The following is a 17,430-nucleotide window of genomic DNA, read 5'->3' as shown; positions in this document are numbered from 1 at the left end:
CCATTCATTTTTTAACCTATTTCATTTAGTGAAAAGGCATAACAAACGAAAGTCTCATAAAAAATACACCCAAAAATAAAAACGCTCCACCTACTATTGTAAGGGAGCGATATCATTCATCATTGTGTCCTTTTTAAGGAGCCCAAAAATGATTCTACAAATTTCGTCATCAAAAGTCAAGTCCGATTATTTTACTTTTTATCTTCCTCATCTTCAAATAATTCTTCTTCTTCCTCTTCTTCGTCTTCTTCGTCCAACTCAAATTCTTCATCTTTTAATAAATCTTCATCCAAATCTTCTTCTTCGTCTACGTCATCAAGAAGATCATCATCTAAGTCATCATCATCATCATCAAGAAGATCGTCATCTTCACTATCATCAAGATCTTCTGCTAAATCCTCAAGATCTTCATCAAATTCTAAATCTTCATCATCCAATTCATCGAAACCGTCAACCACAGCAGCTGCAGCCTTCTTCGATTTCTTTTTCTTTTTCGGTTTATCTGTATGTACAACTTCTTCTTCCACTTGATCCACTGGATACCAGATTTTTAATCCCCAACGATTCTCCCCAAGTGAAGTAAAGCGACCATCTACATTCAAATCTGTATAGAACTGAGCAATTTTAGCCGCAAGTTCTTCTTTTGATACACCTTTTAATGCAGCCATTTCTGCCACTAAATCATTAAAAAAGATTGGCTCATTTTTCTCTACTAATAAATCGTATGCTAATTCAATTAACGACATTTCTGCTAATTGTTCTTTTGAGCATTGTTGTAAACTCAAATGACACACTTCCCTTCTCTATTTAAACAGCTTCACTTAACCATTCTATTTTTGATAGGCTCTGTTATATGACATTGTTGCCTTTTGAATAATAGTATTAATTAGCCTTTTAATCAACTATTTAACTAGAACTTGATAGGCACAGCTCCAGCTAAACATATAAACCATTATAAACAAATTGCAGAGGTTTATGCTAGTTCAATCTAAATACTTTCACAGTTTTTCCCTATTTTACTCCTCTTACTTTACTTTCCTTTGACGATAAGCTGCTGCAAAACAAATAATCGATAAAATTAGAAAGGCAATTGCTCCTAATTGATGTTCATATAATGTGATACAAACAACCAAAGTAAACACACAGCCGATGATCATCATAAGCAGTCTCATTACATCTCTCAACTCCCAAATGGGGTATTCCCTATTTTATCCTCTATTATAATCGAAAAGGCTGCAAAACAAATGATATATAGTGAAACACCATCTTGTTCTTTTCTTTACTTTGTTATAGAGCGCTGTTGATTTTTGGCTCATTTCGTACGAAACCGCGGTTTCACACGCCTTTTCTTAAGACCATGTGATGGACAGGATTGATGAATCAACAATAAAGAAGGTTGTCGAACATATTCGACAACCTTCTTCCCTTTTACGTATTTCTTCTATATTTTCCGCCAACTTCATATAAAGCATGAGTAATTTGGCCAAGGCTTGCAACTTTAACCGTTTCCATAAGCTCTGCGAAAAGATTTTCTCCATTTAACGCTGCTACTTTTAGACGGTTGATTGCCTCATCGTATAGAGGTTGATTTCTTTCTTGGAAAGCTCGAAGGTTTAAGATTTGACCTTCTTTTTCTTCGTACGTTGCTCGAGCAATCTCCATGCTGTCAATTTCTTCAAGAGAAGGAGGATTTGGGTTTAAATACGTATTAACGCCAATGATTGGTAACTCTCCACTATGTTTTTTCATTTCATAGGTCATTGACTCTTCTTGAATTTTCCCACGTTGATACTGTGTTTCCATTGCTCCTAGCACACCACCACGATCGTTAATTCGATCGAACTCCTGAAGAACAGCCTCTTCCACTAGGTCCGTTAATTCATCTACAATAAATGCTCCTTGCAGCGGATTTTCATTTTTAGAAAGACCATGTTCTTTCGTAATAATCATTTGAATAGCCATAGCACGTCTAACGGATTCTTCCGTTGGCGTTGTAATCGCTTCATCATAGGCATTTGTATGCAATGAGTTACAGTTGTCTTGAAGAGCCATTAACGCTTGTAAAGTCGTTCGAATGTCATTGAAGTCAATTTCTTGAGCATGCAGTGAGCGACCAGACGTTTGAACATGGTACTTCAGCTTTTGGCTTCGTTCATTTGCTCCATACTTATTGCGCATTACCGTTGCCCAAATTCGGCGTGCCACACGCCCAATTACTGTATACTCCGGATCAAGCCCGTTAGAGAAGAAGAACGATAAGTTTGGTGCAAAGTCATCAATATTCATGCCTCTGCTCAAGTAATACTCGACATATGTCAAACCGTTCGCAAGCGTGAATGCAAGCTGAGAAATTGGATTCGCTCCAGCTTCTGCAATATGATACCCAGAAATGGATACAGAGTAGTAATTTCTCACTTTATTATTAATAAAGTACTCTTGAATATCACCCATCAATTTCAATGCAAACTCTGTAGAGAAGATACATGTGTTTTGTCCTTGATCTTCTTTTAGAATATCCGCTTGAACCGTTCCACGCACCGTTTGCAATGTATATGCCTTTACTTCTGCATATTCTTGCTCCGTCAACTTACGACCTAGTTCTTGCTCCTTTTTCTCTACTTGTTGGTGAATGGCTGTATTCATGTATAGCGCTAAAATAATTGGTGCAGGCCCGTTAATTGTCATCGACACGGATGTAGACGGGTGACAAAGATCAAAGCCATCATACAATTTTTTCATATCATCTAACGTACAAACGTTAACACCGCTTTCCCCGATTTTCCCAAAGATATCCGGACGATAATCTGGATCTTCGCCATAAAGAGTCACGGAGTCAAAAGCCGTACTCAATCGCTTCGCATCATCATCCTTCGATAAGTAATGGAAACGGCGATTTGTTCGTTCAGGCGGCCCTTCTCCAGCAAATTGACGCTTCGGATCTTCCCCTTCACGTTTGAACGGGAAAACCCCAGCCGTATAAGGGAAAGCACCTGGTACATTTTCACGATAAACCCAGCGCAAGATTTCACCATAATCTTCATACTTTGGAAGCGAAACCTTTGGAATGGACAGACCTGAAAGACTTTTCGTTTGCAATTGTGTAACAATTTCTTTATCACGGACCTTCGTGATTAATTTCTCGCCTGCATACTGTTCTTTAAGCGCTTGCCAACCCGCTAAAATTTTCCTAGATTCGTTAGTTAATTGAGAGACCGCTTCTTCTTTTAATGCTTCAAGAGCTGCGATTACCCCTTCATTGTTCTCACGGTCTTGAACAGCTGCTATTGCACCTTCTAGTTGGAATACTTTTCGGGCAATTCTAGCTTGCTCTTCTGATTGATTATGATATGAACGAACCGTTTCACTAATTTCTCGTAAATAGTAACGACGATCTGTTGGAATAATCACGTCTTGCTTATGAACTTCCGCTTTCTTTGTAAAGCGAGTGCTCCATTGTACACCTGTTTTCTCATTTAATTTTTCAATTAATGCAGCGAATAAGGCATTTGTTCCTTCATCATTAAATTGAGAGGCAATTGTACCATAGACAGGCATATCAGCTAAATCACGGTCAAACTCCTGACGGCTTCTTTGATATTGCTTACGAACTTGGTTGCGCGCATCCTCTGAACCTTTGCGCTCGAACTTGTTAATAACAATTAAATCAGCATAATCAATCATATCAATTTTCTCTAACTGTGAAGGGGCTCCAAATTCGCTCGTCATCACATACATTGCTACATCACAAATCTCTGCAATTTCAGCATCACCTTGACCAATACCGCTCGTTTCTACAACGATTAAGTCAAAGCCAGCTGCCTTTGTAACTGAAATGGCATCCTTAATAGCTAAGGAAAGCTCTGTTCTGGAGTTTCGCGTAGCTAAACTTCTCATATAAACGCGATCTGAGAAAATGGCATTCATTCGAATTCGGTCACCAAGTAAAGCCCCGCCTGTTTTTTGCTTTGTCGGGTCAACCGAAAGAACAGCAACTTGTCGATCAGGTACTTCATTAAGGAAACGACGAATTAATTCATCTGTTAAGGAGCTTTTTCCTGCACCGCCTGTTCCTGTAATACCGAGAACTGGAACCGCTTGCTCAGATGTCTTAATTTGTTCAAGGAGGCTTTCTGTTGTAGCCGCTGATTCGCAAACCGCATCCAGCTTATTCTCAGCAAAGGTAATAAATTGCGCAACTGCTTTTACATCGCCAGCCAAAAGCTGATCAAAACGATTTTGCAATGACGATTGAACTGTTGAATAATCACATTCCTGAAGCATTAAATTAATCATCCCTTGAAGGCCGTAATCTCGCCCATCATCAGGAGAAAAAATTCTTGCAATTCCATAGTCATGCAGTTCTTTAATTTCACGAGGGATAATAACGCCTCCGCCACCCGCATAAATCCGAATATGCGATGCTCCCTTTTCCTTCAACAAATCATACATATATTTAAAATACTCAACATGTCCGCCTTGGTAAGAGGACATCGCAATTCCTTGTACATCCTCTTGAATTGCCGCATTGACTACTTCCTCAACAGAACGGTTATGACCTAGATGAATAACTTCTACTCCGCTCGATTGTAAAATACGTCTCATAATATTAATCGATGCATCATGACCATCAAATAAACTAGATGCTGTAACAAAACGAATATGGTGCTTTGGTTTATATACTTCTATCTCACTCATGGGACTCCCCCTCATTAAAATGTTTTAGATTCGATACTTTCCTTGTTCGATATACCTTTTAACATTAATTCCGTCTGAAGCTCAATATACTCTTTTAAAGAGTACGTTTTATTCAATGCCCATCTGCGAAAACTCCACATTTGCCCATGTACAAAAATGTTATGAGCCATGAGATATACTTCTTTTTCATTTAATTCAATTTCACCTTTGTCGACACATTGTTGAATCAGTTGCTCAAATATGGAGACCATTTCGAGCTCCTTCTTTAATACATAGGATAAAGCATCTTTTGTCAGTGCTTTCACTTCTTGATACATGACAAGCACTTCATCCTGTCTTTCATCAATAGATTGATAGAAGTAAGCAATCGATCGCTTTAACCCTTCAAGTGTGCCGTCACTTTTATGAAATTCTTCTTGTAAATTTTCTTGAAATTGTTCATAAATATAATCGCACACGAGATATAGGACATCTTCCTTTGAGCGAATATATTCATAAAGAGTGCCAATACTAAACCCAGCCGCTTTAGCAATTTCTCGAGTAGTTGTTCGATGGAAGCCCTTTTCGCGAAAAAGAGTTACAGCACCCTTAATCATTTGCTTCCGCCGCTTCTCGACAAGCTGCTCATCCTTAACAGATGCATGAACCTCTCTCTTCTCCATCCTCCCTCTCCTTTATAAAGGGAGTTACCCGGCGCTATGCTTAAAGCCGGATAACTGCTCACTTATTCTATTTATTTTGTAACCATTCTAGAGATAACAAGCTTTTGAATTTCTTGTGTTCCTTCATAAATTTGAGTGATTTTCGCATCACGCATATAGCGCTCTACTGGATAATCTTTTGTATAACCATAGCCGCCGAATACTTGAACAGCCTCTGTTGTTACTTTCATTGCTGTGTCACCTGCAAACAGTTTAGACATCGCAGATTCTTTCCCGTATGGTAGACCTTCAGATTCTAACCATGCAGCTTGGTATGTTAATAGTCTAGCTGCTTCAATGTTTGTTGCCATCTCTGCTAATTTGAAACCAATTCCTTGTTGAAGAGCAATTGGCTTTCCAAATTGAACACGCTCTTTCGCGTAATCCGTTGCAGCATCCATTGCTCCTTGTGCGATTCCAACTGCTTGAGCAGCAATTCCATTACGACCGCCATCAAGTGTCATCATCGCAATTTTGAACCCTTCTCCTTCTTGCCCTAGTAAGTTTTCTTTTGGTACACGACAATCTTCAAAAATGATTTCTGTTGTTGGAGACGAACGAATACCTAATTTTTGTTCTTTTTTCCCTACGCTGAAGCCTGGGAAGTCTTTTTCAACGATAAATGCACTTGTTCCTTTTTGTTTAGATTCTGGATCTGTTAGTGCAAACACTACATATGTATCTGCAATACCACCATTTGTGATAAAGATTTTAGAGCCATTTAAAATATATTCATCGCCAACTAGTTTAGCTGTTGTTCTCATGCCGCCTGCATCTGAACCTGAACCTGGTTCTGTTAAACCGTACCCACCAATTTTTTCACCTTGCGCCATTGGACGTAAATATTTTTGTTTTTGTTCTTCAGAGCCAAATTTATAAATCGGCCAACCTGCAAGTGATGTATGTGCAGATAGTGTAACACCTGTAGAAGCACATACTCTTGATAGTTCTTCAATTGCAATACAGTATGCTAAATAATCGCTGCCGATACCGCCGTACTGTTCTGGCCAAGGAATACCTGTTAAACCAAGCTCCGCCATTTTATCAAAAATTTCACGATCAAAACGCTCTTCTTCATCACGCTCAGCTGCTGTTGGAGCTACTTCATTTAACGCAAAATCGCGAACCATTTTTCTAATCATTTCATGTTCTTCTGTTAATTTAAATTGCATAATCTTTTCCCCCAATAAATGTGATTTTTTATAGATGTTTACTAATAACTATTCGTTGAATTTCACTTGTTCCTTCATAAATCTCTGTTACTTTTGCATCACGGAAATAACGTTCCACAGGATATTCTTTCGTATATCCATAACCACCAAACACTTGAATAGCTTCAGTTGTCACTTCCACCGCTGTTTTAGAAGCAAACAGCTTTGCCATCGAAGCTTGCTTGCTGCATGGCAGCCCTTGTGCGCGCAGAGATGCAGCTTGATAGATTAGTAGTCTAGATGCTTCGATTGCTGTCGCCATATCAGCTAGCTTAAAGCCAATGCCCTGCTGCATAGCAATTGGTTTTCCAAATTGAATGCGCTCTTTTGCATATTGCACAGCGTGTTGATAGGCTCCTTCAGCAATCCCAAGCGCCTGAGCAGCAATCCCAATTCGCCCGACATCAAGGTTCGCCATGGCAATTTTGAACCCTTCTCCTTCTTGACCAAGTAAATTCGCTTTAGGAATTCGCATATCCTCAAACGATAGTTGCAGCGTTCTTGAACCATGAAGTCCCATCTTGTGTTCATCTTTACCAAAGACTAGACCAGGTGTCCCTTTTTCCACAATAAAGGCCGAAATCCCCTTGCTGCCCTTGGCCGGATCAGTCGAAGCAAAAACAATGTATACATCAGCCTCTCCGCCGTTTGTGATAAACACTTTCGAACCATTAATGCGGTAAAAATCCCCCTCCTTTACCGCTTTCGTTTTCAAACTTGCAGCATCTGAGCCTGCACTCGGTTCGGTTAAACAAAAAGCGCCAAGCCATTCACCTGAAGCAAGCTTCGGTACATAGTGTTGCTTTTGCTCTTCCGTACCAAAATAAACAATTGGATTTGTACCAACTGACGTATGTACAGAGAGAATAACGCCGATTGTTGGGCTTACTTTTGAAATCTCATGAATCGCAATAATATAGGACATGAAATCCATTTCAGCCCCGCCGTATTTCTCCGGGATGGGAATACCCATCAAACCAAGCTCCCCCATTTTGTACAAAACCTCGCGCGGAAATTCACCATTTTCCATGTTTGCTATAAATGGAGAAATATGTTCTCTAGCAAAATCACGGACCATATTCCGCATCATTTGCTGCTCTTCCGTAAATTGCAGTTTCATGAATATTCCTCCCACTGAAAATCAAATGCAAGACTTAGTTATACTCGTAAAAGCCACGTCCTGATTTCTTGCCATACCAACCTGCTTTTACATATTTGCGCAGCAGTGGACATGGGCGATATTTATCATCACCGAAACCTTCGTGCAATGTTTCCATAATGTATAGACATGTATCTAAGCCAATAAAATCAGCAAGCGTTAACGGCCCCATTGGATGATTCATCCCAAGTTTCATGACATCATCAATAGCTTCTTTTGTCGCTACTCCTTCATATAAGGCATAAATCGCTTCATTAATCATTGGCAGCAAAATACGGTTCGATATAAATCCAGGAGCATCATTTACTTCCACCGGAGTCTTCCCTAATGATTTAGCCATTTCTTCAATCGCCACATATACTTCATCAGCAGTTGCCAGCCCGCGAATAATCTCTACCAACTTCATAACTGGAACTGGATTCATAAAATGCATGCCAATCACTTGAGTTGGACGCTTTGTTACAGCTGCAATCTCTGTAATTGGTAATGATGATGTATTCGTTGCTAAAATAGCATGTTCTGGAGCAATTTGATCTAACTCCGCAAACAACTTTGACTTAATTTCCATATTTTCCACAGCTGCTTCAATAACTAAATCAACATTTGCTGCATTTTGCAGATCAGTTGATGGCGTTAATCTTGATAAAGTCGCATCTCGCAATTCTGCAGTAATCTTTTCCTTTTCTACTTGGCGAGCTAGATTTTTTGTGATAGTAGCTAGACCTTTTTCTACAAAAGCTTCTTGTAAGTCGTGTAGAATAACCTGATAGCCACCCATTGCACATACTTGGGCAATACCTGAACCCATTTGCCCCGCTCCAATGACCATTATTCTTTTAATTGCCATGACTGTATGCCTCCATTATTAATAATCTATTAATCTTGTTTTGGTACTTCAATTAAAACAGCATCCCCTTGACCGCCACCGCTACAAATCGCTGCAATTCCTAACCCGCCGCCACGACGCTTTAGTTCATGCATCAGGGTGATAATAATTCTGGCGCCACTTGCTCCAATCGGATGACCTAGTGCAACGGCCCCTCCATTGACATTCACTTTCTCTGGATCAACCTTTGCAATCTCCTCAGTAATAAGTGCCACTGCTGCAAAGGCTTCATTGATCTCAAACAAGTCAATTTCCTCTAAAGATTTTCCTGTTTTCTCTAACAACTTATTGATGACAAGGCCCGGTGCTTTTGGGAAATCCTTCGCTTCCATTGATAACTCAGCATGACCAACAATATAAGCAAAAGGCGTTTTCCCTTCTTTCATTGCCCGTTCTTCACTCATCAATACAAGAGCACCTGCTCCATCATTCACACTTGGAGCGTTCCCTGCTGTAATCGTTCCTTCTTTATTAAACGCCGGTGCTAATTTAGCTAAAACTTCAAGTGAAGTATCCTTTCTAGGTGACTCATCCTTTTCAATCAAAATCGGTTGGCCTTTGCGGACCGGAACTTCAACAGGTACAATCTCTTCTCTAAAGATGCCGCCTTCTATAGCCTCAATCGATTTTTGATGGCTGCGATATGCCCATTCATCCTGCGCCTCGCGGGATAGCTTGAATTCCTCTGCCGATTGGTCTCCATATGTCCCCATAGATACACCCGTAAAGCTGCAGCTTAATCCGTCATGAGTCATTGAATCTTTTAATTCAGCATCGCCCATGCGTAAACCCCATCTCGCTTTTGGAATAAAGTACGGAGCATTGCTCATCGATTCCATACCACCTGCCACAATCACTTCCTCATCCCCAGAGCGAATAATTTGATCGGCTAGTGTAACACTTCGAAGGCCCGAAGCACACACTTTATTAATCGTCTCTGTTTTAATATCCCAAGGAAGGCCCGCAGCACGAGCAGCTTGACGGGACGGAATTTGACCTTGCCCTGCCTGTAATACATTTCCCATAATGACTTCATCTACTTGATCAAACGGTACACCTGATCTCTCAAGCGCTTCTTTAATTACAATTCCGCCAAGTTCTGACGCTTTTAAACTGCCTAATCCACCGTTAAACTTTCCAATTGGTGTTCGAACTCCACTCACAATGACTGTTTTACCCATTAAAATCATTCCCCTCCGAAATATTATAAAGATTCCGAAAAATTAACTGACTGAACGCTCGCTCAAAATGACATCATAAAAAATGGGCCTATACGTTTTTCATTACACTTTCAACATACATTGCAATCTGATAGATTGTTAGTAGTTGGTGGATACCTGCTTCAATAGACCATTGAAGCAGGTATTCCACTGTTTAAGACACTAAAGTTGTGGATTCACCAATGATGGATTTTTCTAATAATTCTGCTACATCATACGTTTTTACATTTTCTTCGACTTCTTTTGCTTTTGTTCCATCAGACAACATTGTTAAACAGAATGGACATCCAGAACTAATAACTGATGGATTAACCGCTAAAGCCTGCTCAGTACGAGCAACATTAATACGGTGTCCTGTTTCTTCTTCCATCCACATTAAGCCGCCGCCTGCACCACAGCACATACCTGTTTCACGTTTCCGCTCCATTTCAACAAGCGTAACACCTGGAATCGATTTTAAAATCTCCCTTGGCGGGTCATAGACCTCATTGTAACGACCTAAGTAACAAGAATCATGGAATGTAATCTTCTCGTTTACTTCATACTTCGGTACAAGTTTCCCTTCTTGAACAAGCTTCGCTAATAGTTCAGTATGATGATAGACTTCTGCCTCTAAACCGAAATCCGGGTACTCATTTTTGAAAATATTAAAAGCGTGAGGATCAATCGTTACGATTTTCTTCACTTCATTCTTCTCAAACTCAGCAATATTATTGCTTGCAAGTTCTTGGAATAAGAACTCGTTTCCTAAACGGCGTGGAGTATCACCTGAGTTTTTCTCTTTATTTCCTAAAATAGCAAACTTTACTCCCGCTTCATTTAGTAGTTTTGCAAAAGAAAGGGCAATCTTTTGACTGCGGCTATCGTAAGAGCCCATAGAGCCAACCCAGAATAAATACTCAAATTCTTCGCCAGCTTTCTTCGCTTCTTTCACAGTCGGTACATGAACATCGTCACGCAGCTCTCTCCAGTCTTCTTTTTCCTTACGGTTTAAGCCCCACGGATTCCCTTGACGCTCGATGTTCGTCATCGCACGCTGTGCATCTGGATCTAACTTACCTTCCGTTAACACTAGATAACGGCGCATATCAATGATTTTATCTACATGCTCATTCATAACAGGACATTGGTCCTCACAGTTTCGGCATGTTGTACATGACCAAAGCTCTTCTTCTGTAATAACCTCACCAATTAAGCTCCTCGAATATACTTCTGCTGCTGCAGCTGATTCTTGAGCACCAATTGAATTTGCTGCTGCTGCAGCCAATTGGTTTCCTTCCGCGTTTCCAAAAACAAAAGTTGGAACCCACGGCTGTTTACCTGTTACAACAGCTCCTGTATTCGTTAAATGATCACGCATTTTAACAATGATATCCATCGGAGACAGCATTTTTCCTGTTCCTGTTGCTGGACACATATTTGTACAGCGCCCGCATTCTACACAAGCATATAAATCAACAAGTTGAAGTTGCGTAAAATCTTCAATGCGTTTCGCACCGTAGTACACTTCCGCTTCTTCATCTTCTGGTTCTTCCTCAAAATTAATCGCTTTCAACTTTCCTGGATTATCTAAACGATTCAAATATACATTCAACGGTCCAGCAATCAAATGGAAGTGCTTAGATTGTGGAATATATACTAGGAACGTTAAAATAATAAGCAGATGCAACCACCAAGCTATGTAGAAAACTGTAATAGCCGCCGTTTCACCCATCCAGCCAAACAAAAAAGCAATACTGGAAGCAACAGGTTCTGACCATGCAGCTTCATGCCCATGCCAGATCATTGCCATTCCATTTCCTAGTAAAACTGTAATCATAATCCCCATGATAAAAATAACAACTAAGCCTGATTTGAACCCTCGTTTTAAACGAACTAGCTTTTCAATATAACGACGATAAAAAGCAGCAAAAATAGCGATAAGCACTGCTAGCGTAACAATCTCTTCAAAGAAAGTGAAGATTGGATACACAGGCCCCAATGGCAAATGAGCCCCTGGCTTAATTCCTTTAATAATGAAATCAATCGCGCCAAATTGAACAAGAATAAATCCATAGAAAAGAAAAAGATGAATGATACCACTCTTTTTATCCTTGAATAGCTTTTTTTGCCCGAAAACGTTGATTTTAACTTTTTCGAGTCGTTCTTTTACACGATTGTCAAATTCTACTTTCTTACCGAGCTTCACATAAGCCGTTCGTGTCTTTAACAAGTAGACAAACAAACTTACCCCGTAAGCGGTTACAAGTAGAGTAGCAATTAAGTTAATCCACAGTAAGCCATTCATTTCTACACTCCGCCCCCTTTTGCATATTTTACACAATTTAAAAATACCATATATTCTGTTTTTTTGTATAAATGGTATTTTCAAGAAATTAACTGTTACCTCTATTATATAATGAATGAGCATTCAGTCAATCACTTTTTTGAATTTTTTACATTTTCTTCTTTGGTTATGAAATGGATTTTTTGGAAAAAATCAATAAATAAGAAAGTTACTCTGTGCCCTTCATACTTTGCACTTCACCTAACTTAAAGGATTACTGGCACATAAAAATTGGTTAAAAAGGGGAAATATCGTTGGAAATCGCTAGAACGATAGCCTTCATCATCTTCATCATACTCATTCTATTGTGGATTGATTATAAGTGGGGCCAAGCACAACATCGAAAAAAAACGAAGAAAAAGACGTATCCGCTACGTCGAAGCAATATCAAAATTTTCAATTCAGGACCAAAGCTATTCTATGACTTATTTACAGAAATCGAACATGCCCAAAAACATATTCATATTTTGTTTTATATTATTAAAAATGATCAGTTCAGTCAGCAATTCGTTGCGCTTTTAAAACAAAAGGCCGAAAGCAATGTGGAAGTTCGTTTGTTAGTAGACTGGGTAGGTGCCCATAAGCTGTCTAAACAACTCATTCGGGAATTAAAACAAAGCGGCGTACATTTTTCCTATTGCTTCAAACCGCGGTTTCCGTTCTTTTTTTATACATTACAAAAACGGAACCATAGAAAAATTACCATAATTGATGGAAAAATTGGATATCTAGGTGGATTAAATATCGCAAAAGAATATGTCAATCAAGATAACAAGCTAAATCCTTGGCGAGATTATCATATAAAAATAAAAGGTGAAGCTGTTCAGGATTTGCAAAGTACATTTTTAACCGATTGGTACATGGCTACAAAAGAGGATTTACGCATACATCCACATTATTTTCCGCCACTTTCGCCTGGTACCCAAAAACAGCAGCTAATCGTAACAGATGGCTGGGGAGTAGAAGGAACATTCCTGGATCTTATTGACCAGGCAGAAGAAAAAATCGTAATTGGTACACCTTACTTTATTCCAAGTGAAAGATTATTTAATAAACTAAGACAAGCGCTTCATAAAGGCGTTGCTTTAACGATTATTGTTCCGAAAACATCGGACCATATTTTGGTTAAAGAAGCCTCCTATCGGTATTTTCGTGTATTAGAAAAAGAAGGAGCGACCATTTTACAATTTCATAGAGGTTTCTATCATGCAAAAGTGATGCTGATTGACGATCAAATCAGCGATATCGGAACATCCAATTTCGATAAGCGAAGTTTATTTTTAAATAGTGAAATTAATGCTTTACTATTCGATTCCATATCGATTGAACAGACCAAAAAGTATGTAGAAGTCGACATTACTGAATCCGCTCCAATTAACGAGAAAGCTTATAAAAAACCTAATGCACTTCACAAGTTAAAAGAAGCAATCGCTTTTTGCTTATCACCCTTTTTATAAATCGCTTTATTAAACAATTTTCCGCTAAATTGGAACTTCCATCAGTGGGGGGTTCCTTTATGATTCTAATGAAGGACATCTTCCTTGTCTAATTGCCGGATTTTGTTCTTCATGGCTCTGATGAAGGACACTTCCCTTGTCTAATTGCTGGATTTTGTTCTTCATGGCTCTGATGAAGGACATTCCCCTGATCTAGTTATCGAATTTTGTCCTTCATGACTTTGATGAAAGACATTTTTCTGGCCAGATTCCTGAATTTTGTCCTTCATGGCTCCTATGAAGGACATTCCCTGGCCAGATTTCTAGAATTTTATCCTTACACACACTTTTTGAGAACAGTAAAAAAATTATATAAGAAGAATGATTATTCAACTAAACGGGAAGGCTGTCCCGAAAGCCATTTTCATGACCTTTGGAACAGCCTCACCTTTTAGCATAACCTAACAAAGGGAGAGAACCATAGATGAAAATCCGCTTCGGTTATGTGGCTAATGCTACTTGTTTATGGGAGGCCTCCCCTGCTAAAACTTTGACCTTTAAGCGATTCACAACTCTAGGTGAAGAAGAAGGGCTGGCAAAACTGCTTAACGTGACGAAGCAAAATATCGAAAATACACGGCGTATTTTATATTACAATACCGCTCATCAAATCGAACTCTATCGTCTTTCGAGTTCAATTGTTCCATTAGCGACACATCCTGATATTGAGTGGGATTTTGTCACTCCGTTTGAACAAGAATGGAAGGAGCTCGGCGATTGGATTACACAGCATGCTTTGCGTGTTAGCTTCCACCCTAATCAATTTACGCTATTTACAAGCCCGCAGCCCCACATAACAAAAAATGCAGTAAAAGATATGACCTTTCATTATCGAATGCTTGAAGCAATGGGCATAGAAAAGCAGTCCTATATCAATATTCATGTCGGCGGCGCCTATGGGGATAAGATTGCAGCTACTGCTCGTTTTCATGAAAATCTAAAACAGCTTCCCCAACAAGTAAAAGCGCAGATGACATTAGAAAATGACGATAAAACATATACCGCACTCGAAACGTTCCATATTTGTCAGAAGGAACAAATTCCACTTGTATTTGACTATCATCATCATATGGCCAATTTATGTGAGGTGCCGCTTACAGACTTACTTTATGATGTTTTTTGCACTTGGAAGCATACGAATGTAGTACCGAAAATTCATATTTCTTCTCCAAAATCAGAAACAACCTTTCGCTCACATGCTGATTTTGTGGATATTGAGTTTCTTAAACCCTTATTCAAAGCTTTACAAGAACTTGGACAAGATGTGGATTTCATGATTGAGGCTAAAATGAAGGATCAAGCGATGCTAAAATTAATCGAAGATATAGCCAAAGTTCGCGGTGTTAAAAGAGTAAGTGGCGGCAGTGTTATATGGAAATAGAAAAACGGACAAACATCGAAATCGTTTGTCCGTTTTTCTTTGCTAGCTGGTCGAGCCGCTTCTGCTTTTCTTTTTGTCCAGCTCCTGCGGCTAGCTCGCTTTTCTTTTTACATCTTCTCTGGTGCAGATACGCCGATTAGTGCTAGGGCATTTTTCAATGTAATTTGAACAGATTTAACAAGCGCTAAGCGTGCTTTACTTCTGTCCAACTGATCTGCATCTAATACTTTCTCCGCATTATAGAAACTGTGGAATGTAGATGCTAAGTCAAAAATATAGTTCGTGATGCGGTGCGGCATCCGTTTATCCGCTGCTTCTGCAATAGCTTGAGGGAATTCTCCTAGCTTTTTCAACAGTTCAATTTCTTTTTCAGAAGAAACCGCAGTGAAATCCGTAACTCCTTCAAAGCTAATGCCTTGTTCAGCACCTGAACGCAAAATACTTGAAATACGAGCATGCGCATATTGTGCATAGTATACTGGGTTGTCATTTGATTGAGAAACAGCTAGATCCAAGTCAAAATCCATATGCGTATCGGCACTTCTCATTGCAAAGAAGTAGCGCGTTGCATCTAAACCGACTTCATCAATTAAATCACGCATCGTCACAGCTTTACCTGTACGTTTACTCATTTTCATTTTCTCGCCGTTTTTATATAAATGTACAAGCTGAATAATTTCCACTTCAAGCTGCTCGCGATTGTATCCTAGCGCTTCAATAGCCGCTTTCATACGCGGGATATATCCGTGATGGTCCGCTCCCCAAATATTAATTAATGTTTCAAAACCGCGCTCTAATTTATTGCGGTGGTAAGCAATATCTGGTGTTAAATACGTATAAGAACCATCTTGTTTAATTAACACGCGGTCTTTATCGTCACCAAGCTCCGTTGAACGGAACCAAGTTGCTCCGTCTTGCTCATAAATATGACCATTTTCTTTTAGGACAGCTAGTGCAGCATCGATTTTTCCATCTTGGTAAAGAGATGTTTCTGAATACCATACATCAAAACCGACACGGAAGTTTTCAAGGTCCTGCTTTAATTTAGCCATTTCATATTTTAAACCGTACTCACGGAAGAAATCGAAACGTTCTTGTTCATCCACATTCACATACTTGTCGCCAAACTCCTCAGCAAGCTTTTTCCCAATCCCGATAATATCCTCCCCATGGTAACCATCGGCAGGCATTTCTTTATCGATGCCTAACGCTTGGAAATAACGCGCTTCTACTGAAAGAGCTAAGTTATTAATTTGATTCCCAGCATCATTAATGTAGTATTCACGAGATACATCATAGCCTGCTTTCGCTAACACATTACATAATGAATCCCCTACAGCTGCCCCGCGAGCATGTCCTAGGTGTAGATCACCAGTTGGGTTTGCCGAAACAAATTCTACCTGAATTTTCTCGCCCTTTCCAAAATCGGTTGCACCGTAAGCATCCTTCGCTTCAAGAATAACCGGAATAAGCTCCGTTAAATATGAATTATTCATATAAAAGTTAATAAAACCTGGGCCCGCAATTTCAATTTTTTCAATCGATGCTTTAGATTGATCGAAGTTCGCAATTAATTCTTCCGCAATCATTTTTGGTGCCTTTTTTGCAGTCTTTGTTAGGCGCATCGCCATATTGGTTGAATAATCACCATTTGCTTTATCTTTTGGCAATTCTAAAATAACATCTGGTAGTTGTTCTTCTGTTGCTAGGCCAGCTTTTAAGACAGCTGCTTTAATTTCTTCTTTTAACTTTGCTTGCACTTGTTCTACAACGTTCATTTCGCTGTTTCCTCCTTATAAGAAATCTTCATCTCATATTGCCCAGGCTCGCTTCCTTGCATCTGTAATGTATAACGCAACATAAGCTTCCCTTCTCTTGCTTGTTCATCCCAATGATAACTGCGTACTTTCGTTTTCGTCTGCGTTCCAAGCCGGCCGTATATACTTTCATAGTAGCCGTCTGTTAATTCGTTTAAACGAAATACTTGACGCATTTTAAACACACCGCTTCTAAGCAGCAATGTTTCATTTTCTTTATGCTTAACCGTTGTATTTGTCGAACCCGCTTCGTTTTCTTCGGTATATTGAATGTATAACGTATCTCCTTTGTACACACTTGTCCCAAAGGTAATGAGTTCATACGTTTCTGTATCTTGACCAAACGTGATTTTCGTTTGGAGAGTTACTTTAACTTTTTGTTTATTTATATGATGAAGAGACAAAAAAACACTTCCTTCATGGCGTCATCCTTAACTTTTTAAGTATAAAGATTCTGAAGCGAAGTTTCAACTTCGATTTCATGTGAAATAAACGAGCCTTATATAAAAAAACTCTACAGAGAAACAAAAGTCTTTGT

General features: G+C 39.3%; 13 protein-coding genes. 2 read left to right on the top strand and 11 right to left on the bottom strand.

Annotation, left to right across the window (positions count from 1 at the left end; all coding sequences use genetic code 11):
- Positions 1–191: 191 nt before the first annotated feature.
- From rpoE to ACE199_RS12985, 9 genes are all read right to left on the bottom strand, one after another.
- Positions 192–785 (bottom strand): DNA-directed RNA polymerase subunit delta, encoded by a 594-nt coding sequence (gene rpoE / locus ACE199_RS13025; protein WP_375350153.1) that lies wholly within the window; start codon positions 783–785, stop codon positions 192–194.
- Between the two features lie 240 nt (positions 786–1,025).
- Complete coding sequence (locus ACE199_RS13020; RefSeq protein ID WP_164853317.1) at positions 1,026–1,172, bottom strand: hypothetical protein; 147 nt, start codon at positions 1,170–1,172, stop codon at positions 1,026–1,028.
- 256 nt (positions 1,173–1,428) lie between these two features.
- Positions 1,429–4,695 (bottom strand): fused isobutyryl-CoA mutase/GTPase IcmF, encoded by a 3,267-nt coding sequence (gene icmF, locus ACE199_RS13015; protein WP_375350152.1) that lies wholly within the window; start codon positions 4,693–4,695, stop codon positions 1,429–1,431.
- A gap of 14 nt (positions 4,696–4,709) precedes the next feature.
- Positions 4,710–5,357, bottom strand: a complete 648-nt coding sequence (locus ACE199_RS13010; RefSeq protein WP_127762229.1) for a TetR/AcrR family transcriptional regulator — start codon at positions 5,355–5,357, stop codon at positions 4,710–4,712.
- A 71-nt stretch (positions 5,358–5,428) separates the two neighbouring features.
- Positions 5,429–6,568 carry an acyl-CoA dehydrogenase gene (locus tag ACE199_RS13005; RefSeq protein WP_127762230.1) on the bottom strand — a complete coding sequence of 380 codons (1,140 nt, stop codon included), beginning with the start codon at positions 6,566–6,568 and terminating at the stop codon, positions 5,429–5,431.
- A 28-nt stretch (positions 6,569–6,596) separates the two neighbouring features.
- Positions 6,597–7,727, bottom strand: a complete 1,131-nt coding sequence (locus ACE199_RS13000; RefSeq protein WP_375350150.1) for an acyl-CoA dehydrogenase — start codon at positions 7,725–7,727, stop codon at positions 6,597–6,599.
- A gap of 34 nt (positions 7,728–7,761) precedes the next feature.
- Complete coding sequence (locus ACE199_RS12995) at positions 7,762–8,613, bottom strand: 3-hydroxybutyryl-CoA dehydrogenase (protein ID WP_375350149.1); 852 nt, start codon at positions 8,611–8,613, stop codon at positions 7,762–7,764.
- Between the two features lie 29 nt (positions 8,614–8,642).
- On the bottom strand, positions 8,643–9,833 hold the full coding sequence (locus ACE199_RS12990; protein WP_375350148.1) for an acetyl-CoA C-acetyltransferase: 1,191 nt from the start codon (positions 9,831–9,833) through the stop codon (positions 8,643–8,645).
- A gap of 193 nt (positions 9,834–10,026) precedes the next feature.
- A complete protein-coding gene (locus ACE199_RS12985) occupies positions 10,027–12,159 on the bottom strand; it encodes a heterodisulfide reductase-related iron-sulfur binding cluster (protein ID WP_127762234.1) in 2,133 nt (710 codons plus the stop codon).
- Between the two features lie 293 nt (positions 12,160–12,452).
- Between ACE199_RS12985 and cls the strand changes: the two genes are divergently transcribed.
- Entirely contained in the window at positions 12,453–13,655 is a 1,203-nt protein-coding gene (gene cls, locus ACE199_RS12980; protein WP_375350146.1) for a cardiolipin synthase, read from the top strand.
- Between the two features lie 463 nt (positions 13,656–14,118).
- Positions 14,119–15,075 (top strand): UV DNA damage repair endonuclease UvsE, encoded by a 957-nt coding sequence (gene uvsE / locus ACE199_RS12975; protein WP_375350145.1) that lies wholly within the window; start codon positions 14,119–14,121, stop codon positions 15,073–15,075.
- A gap of 107 nt (positions 15,076–15,182) precedes the next feature.
- Here uvsE and argS read toward each other — a convergent pair whose 3' ends face one another.
- Together argS and ACE199_RS12965 are read right to left on the bottom strand one after the other, a co-directional pair.
- Positions 15,183–16,853: an arginine--tRNA ligase gene (argS, locus tag ACE199_RS12970; protein WP_375350144.1), complete on the bottom strand. Its 1,671-nt coding sequence runs from the start codon at positions 16,851–16,853 to the stop codon at positions 15,183–15,185.
- The gene (locus ACE199_RS12965) at positions 16,850–17,296 is read right to left on the bottom strand and encodes a YwiB family protein (protein WP_119116236.1); all 447 of its coding nucleotides are present in this window, start codon (positions 17,294–17,296) and stop codon (positions 16,850–16,852) included. Before ACE199_RS12965 ends, argS begins: the two co-directional genes overlap by 4 nt.
- Between the last annotated feature and the right edge of the window lie 134 nt (positions 17,297–17,430).

It is taken from the genome of Peribacillus sp. Hz7 (assembly GCF_042136355.1).
In the GTDB taxonomy this organism is placed as follows: Bacteria; Bacillota; Bacilli; order Bacillales; family DSM-1321; genus Peribacillus; species Peribacillus asahii_A.
This window is presented reverse-complemented; position numbering and strand designations above follow the sequence as displayed.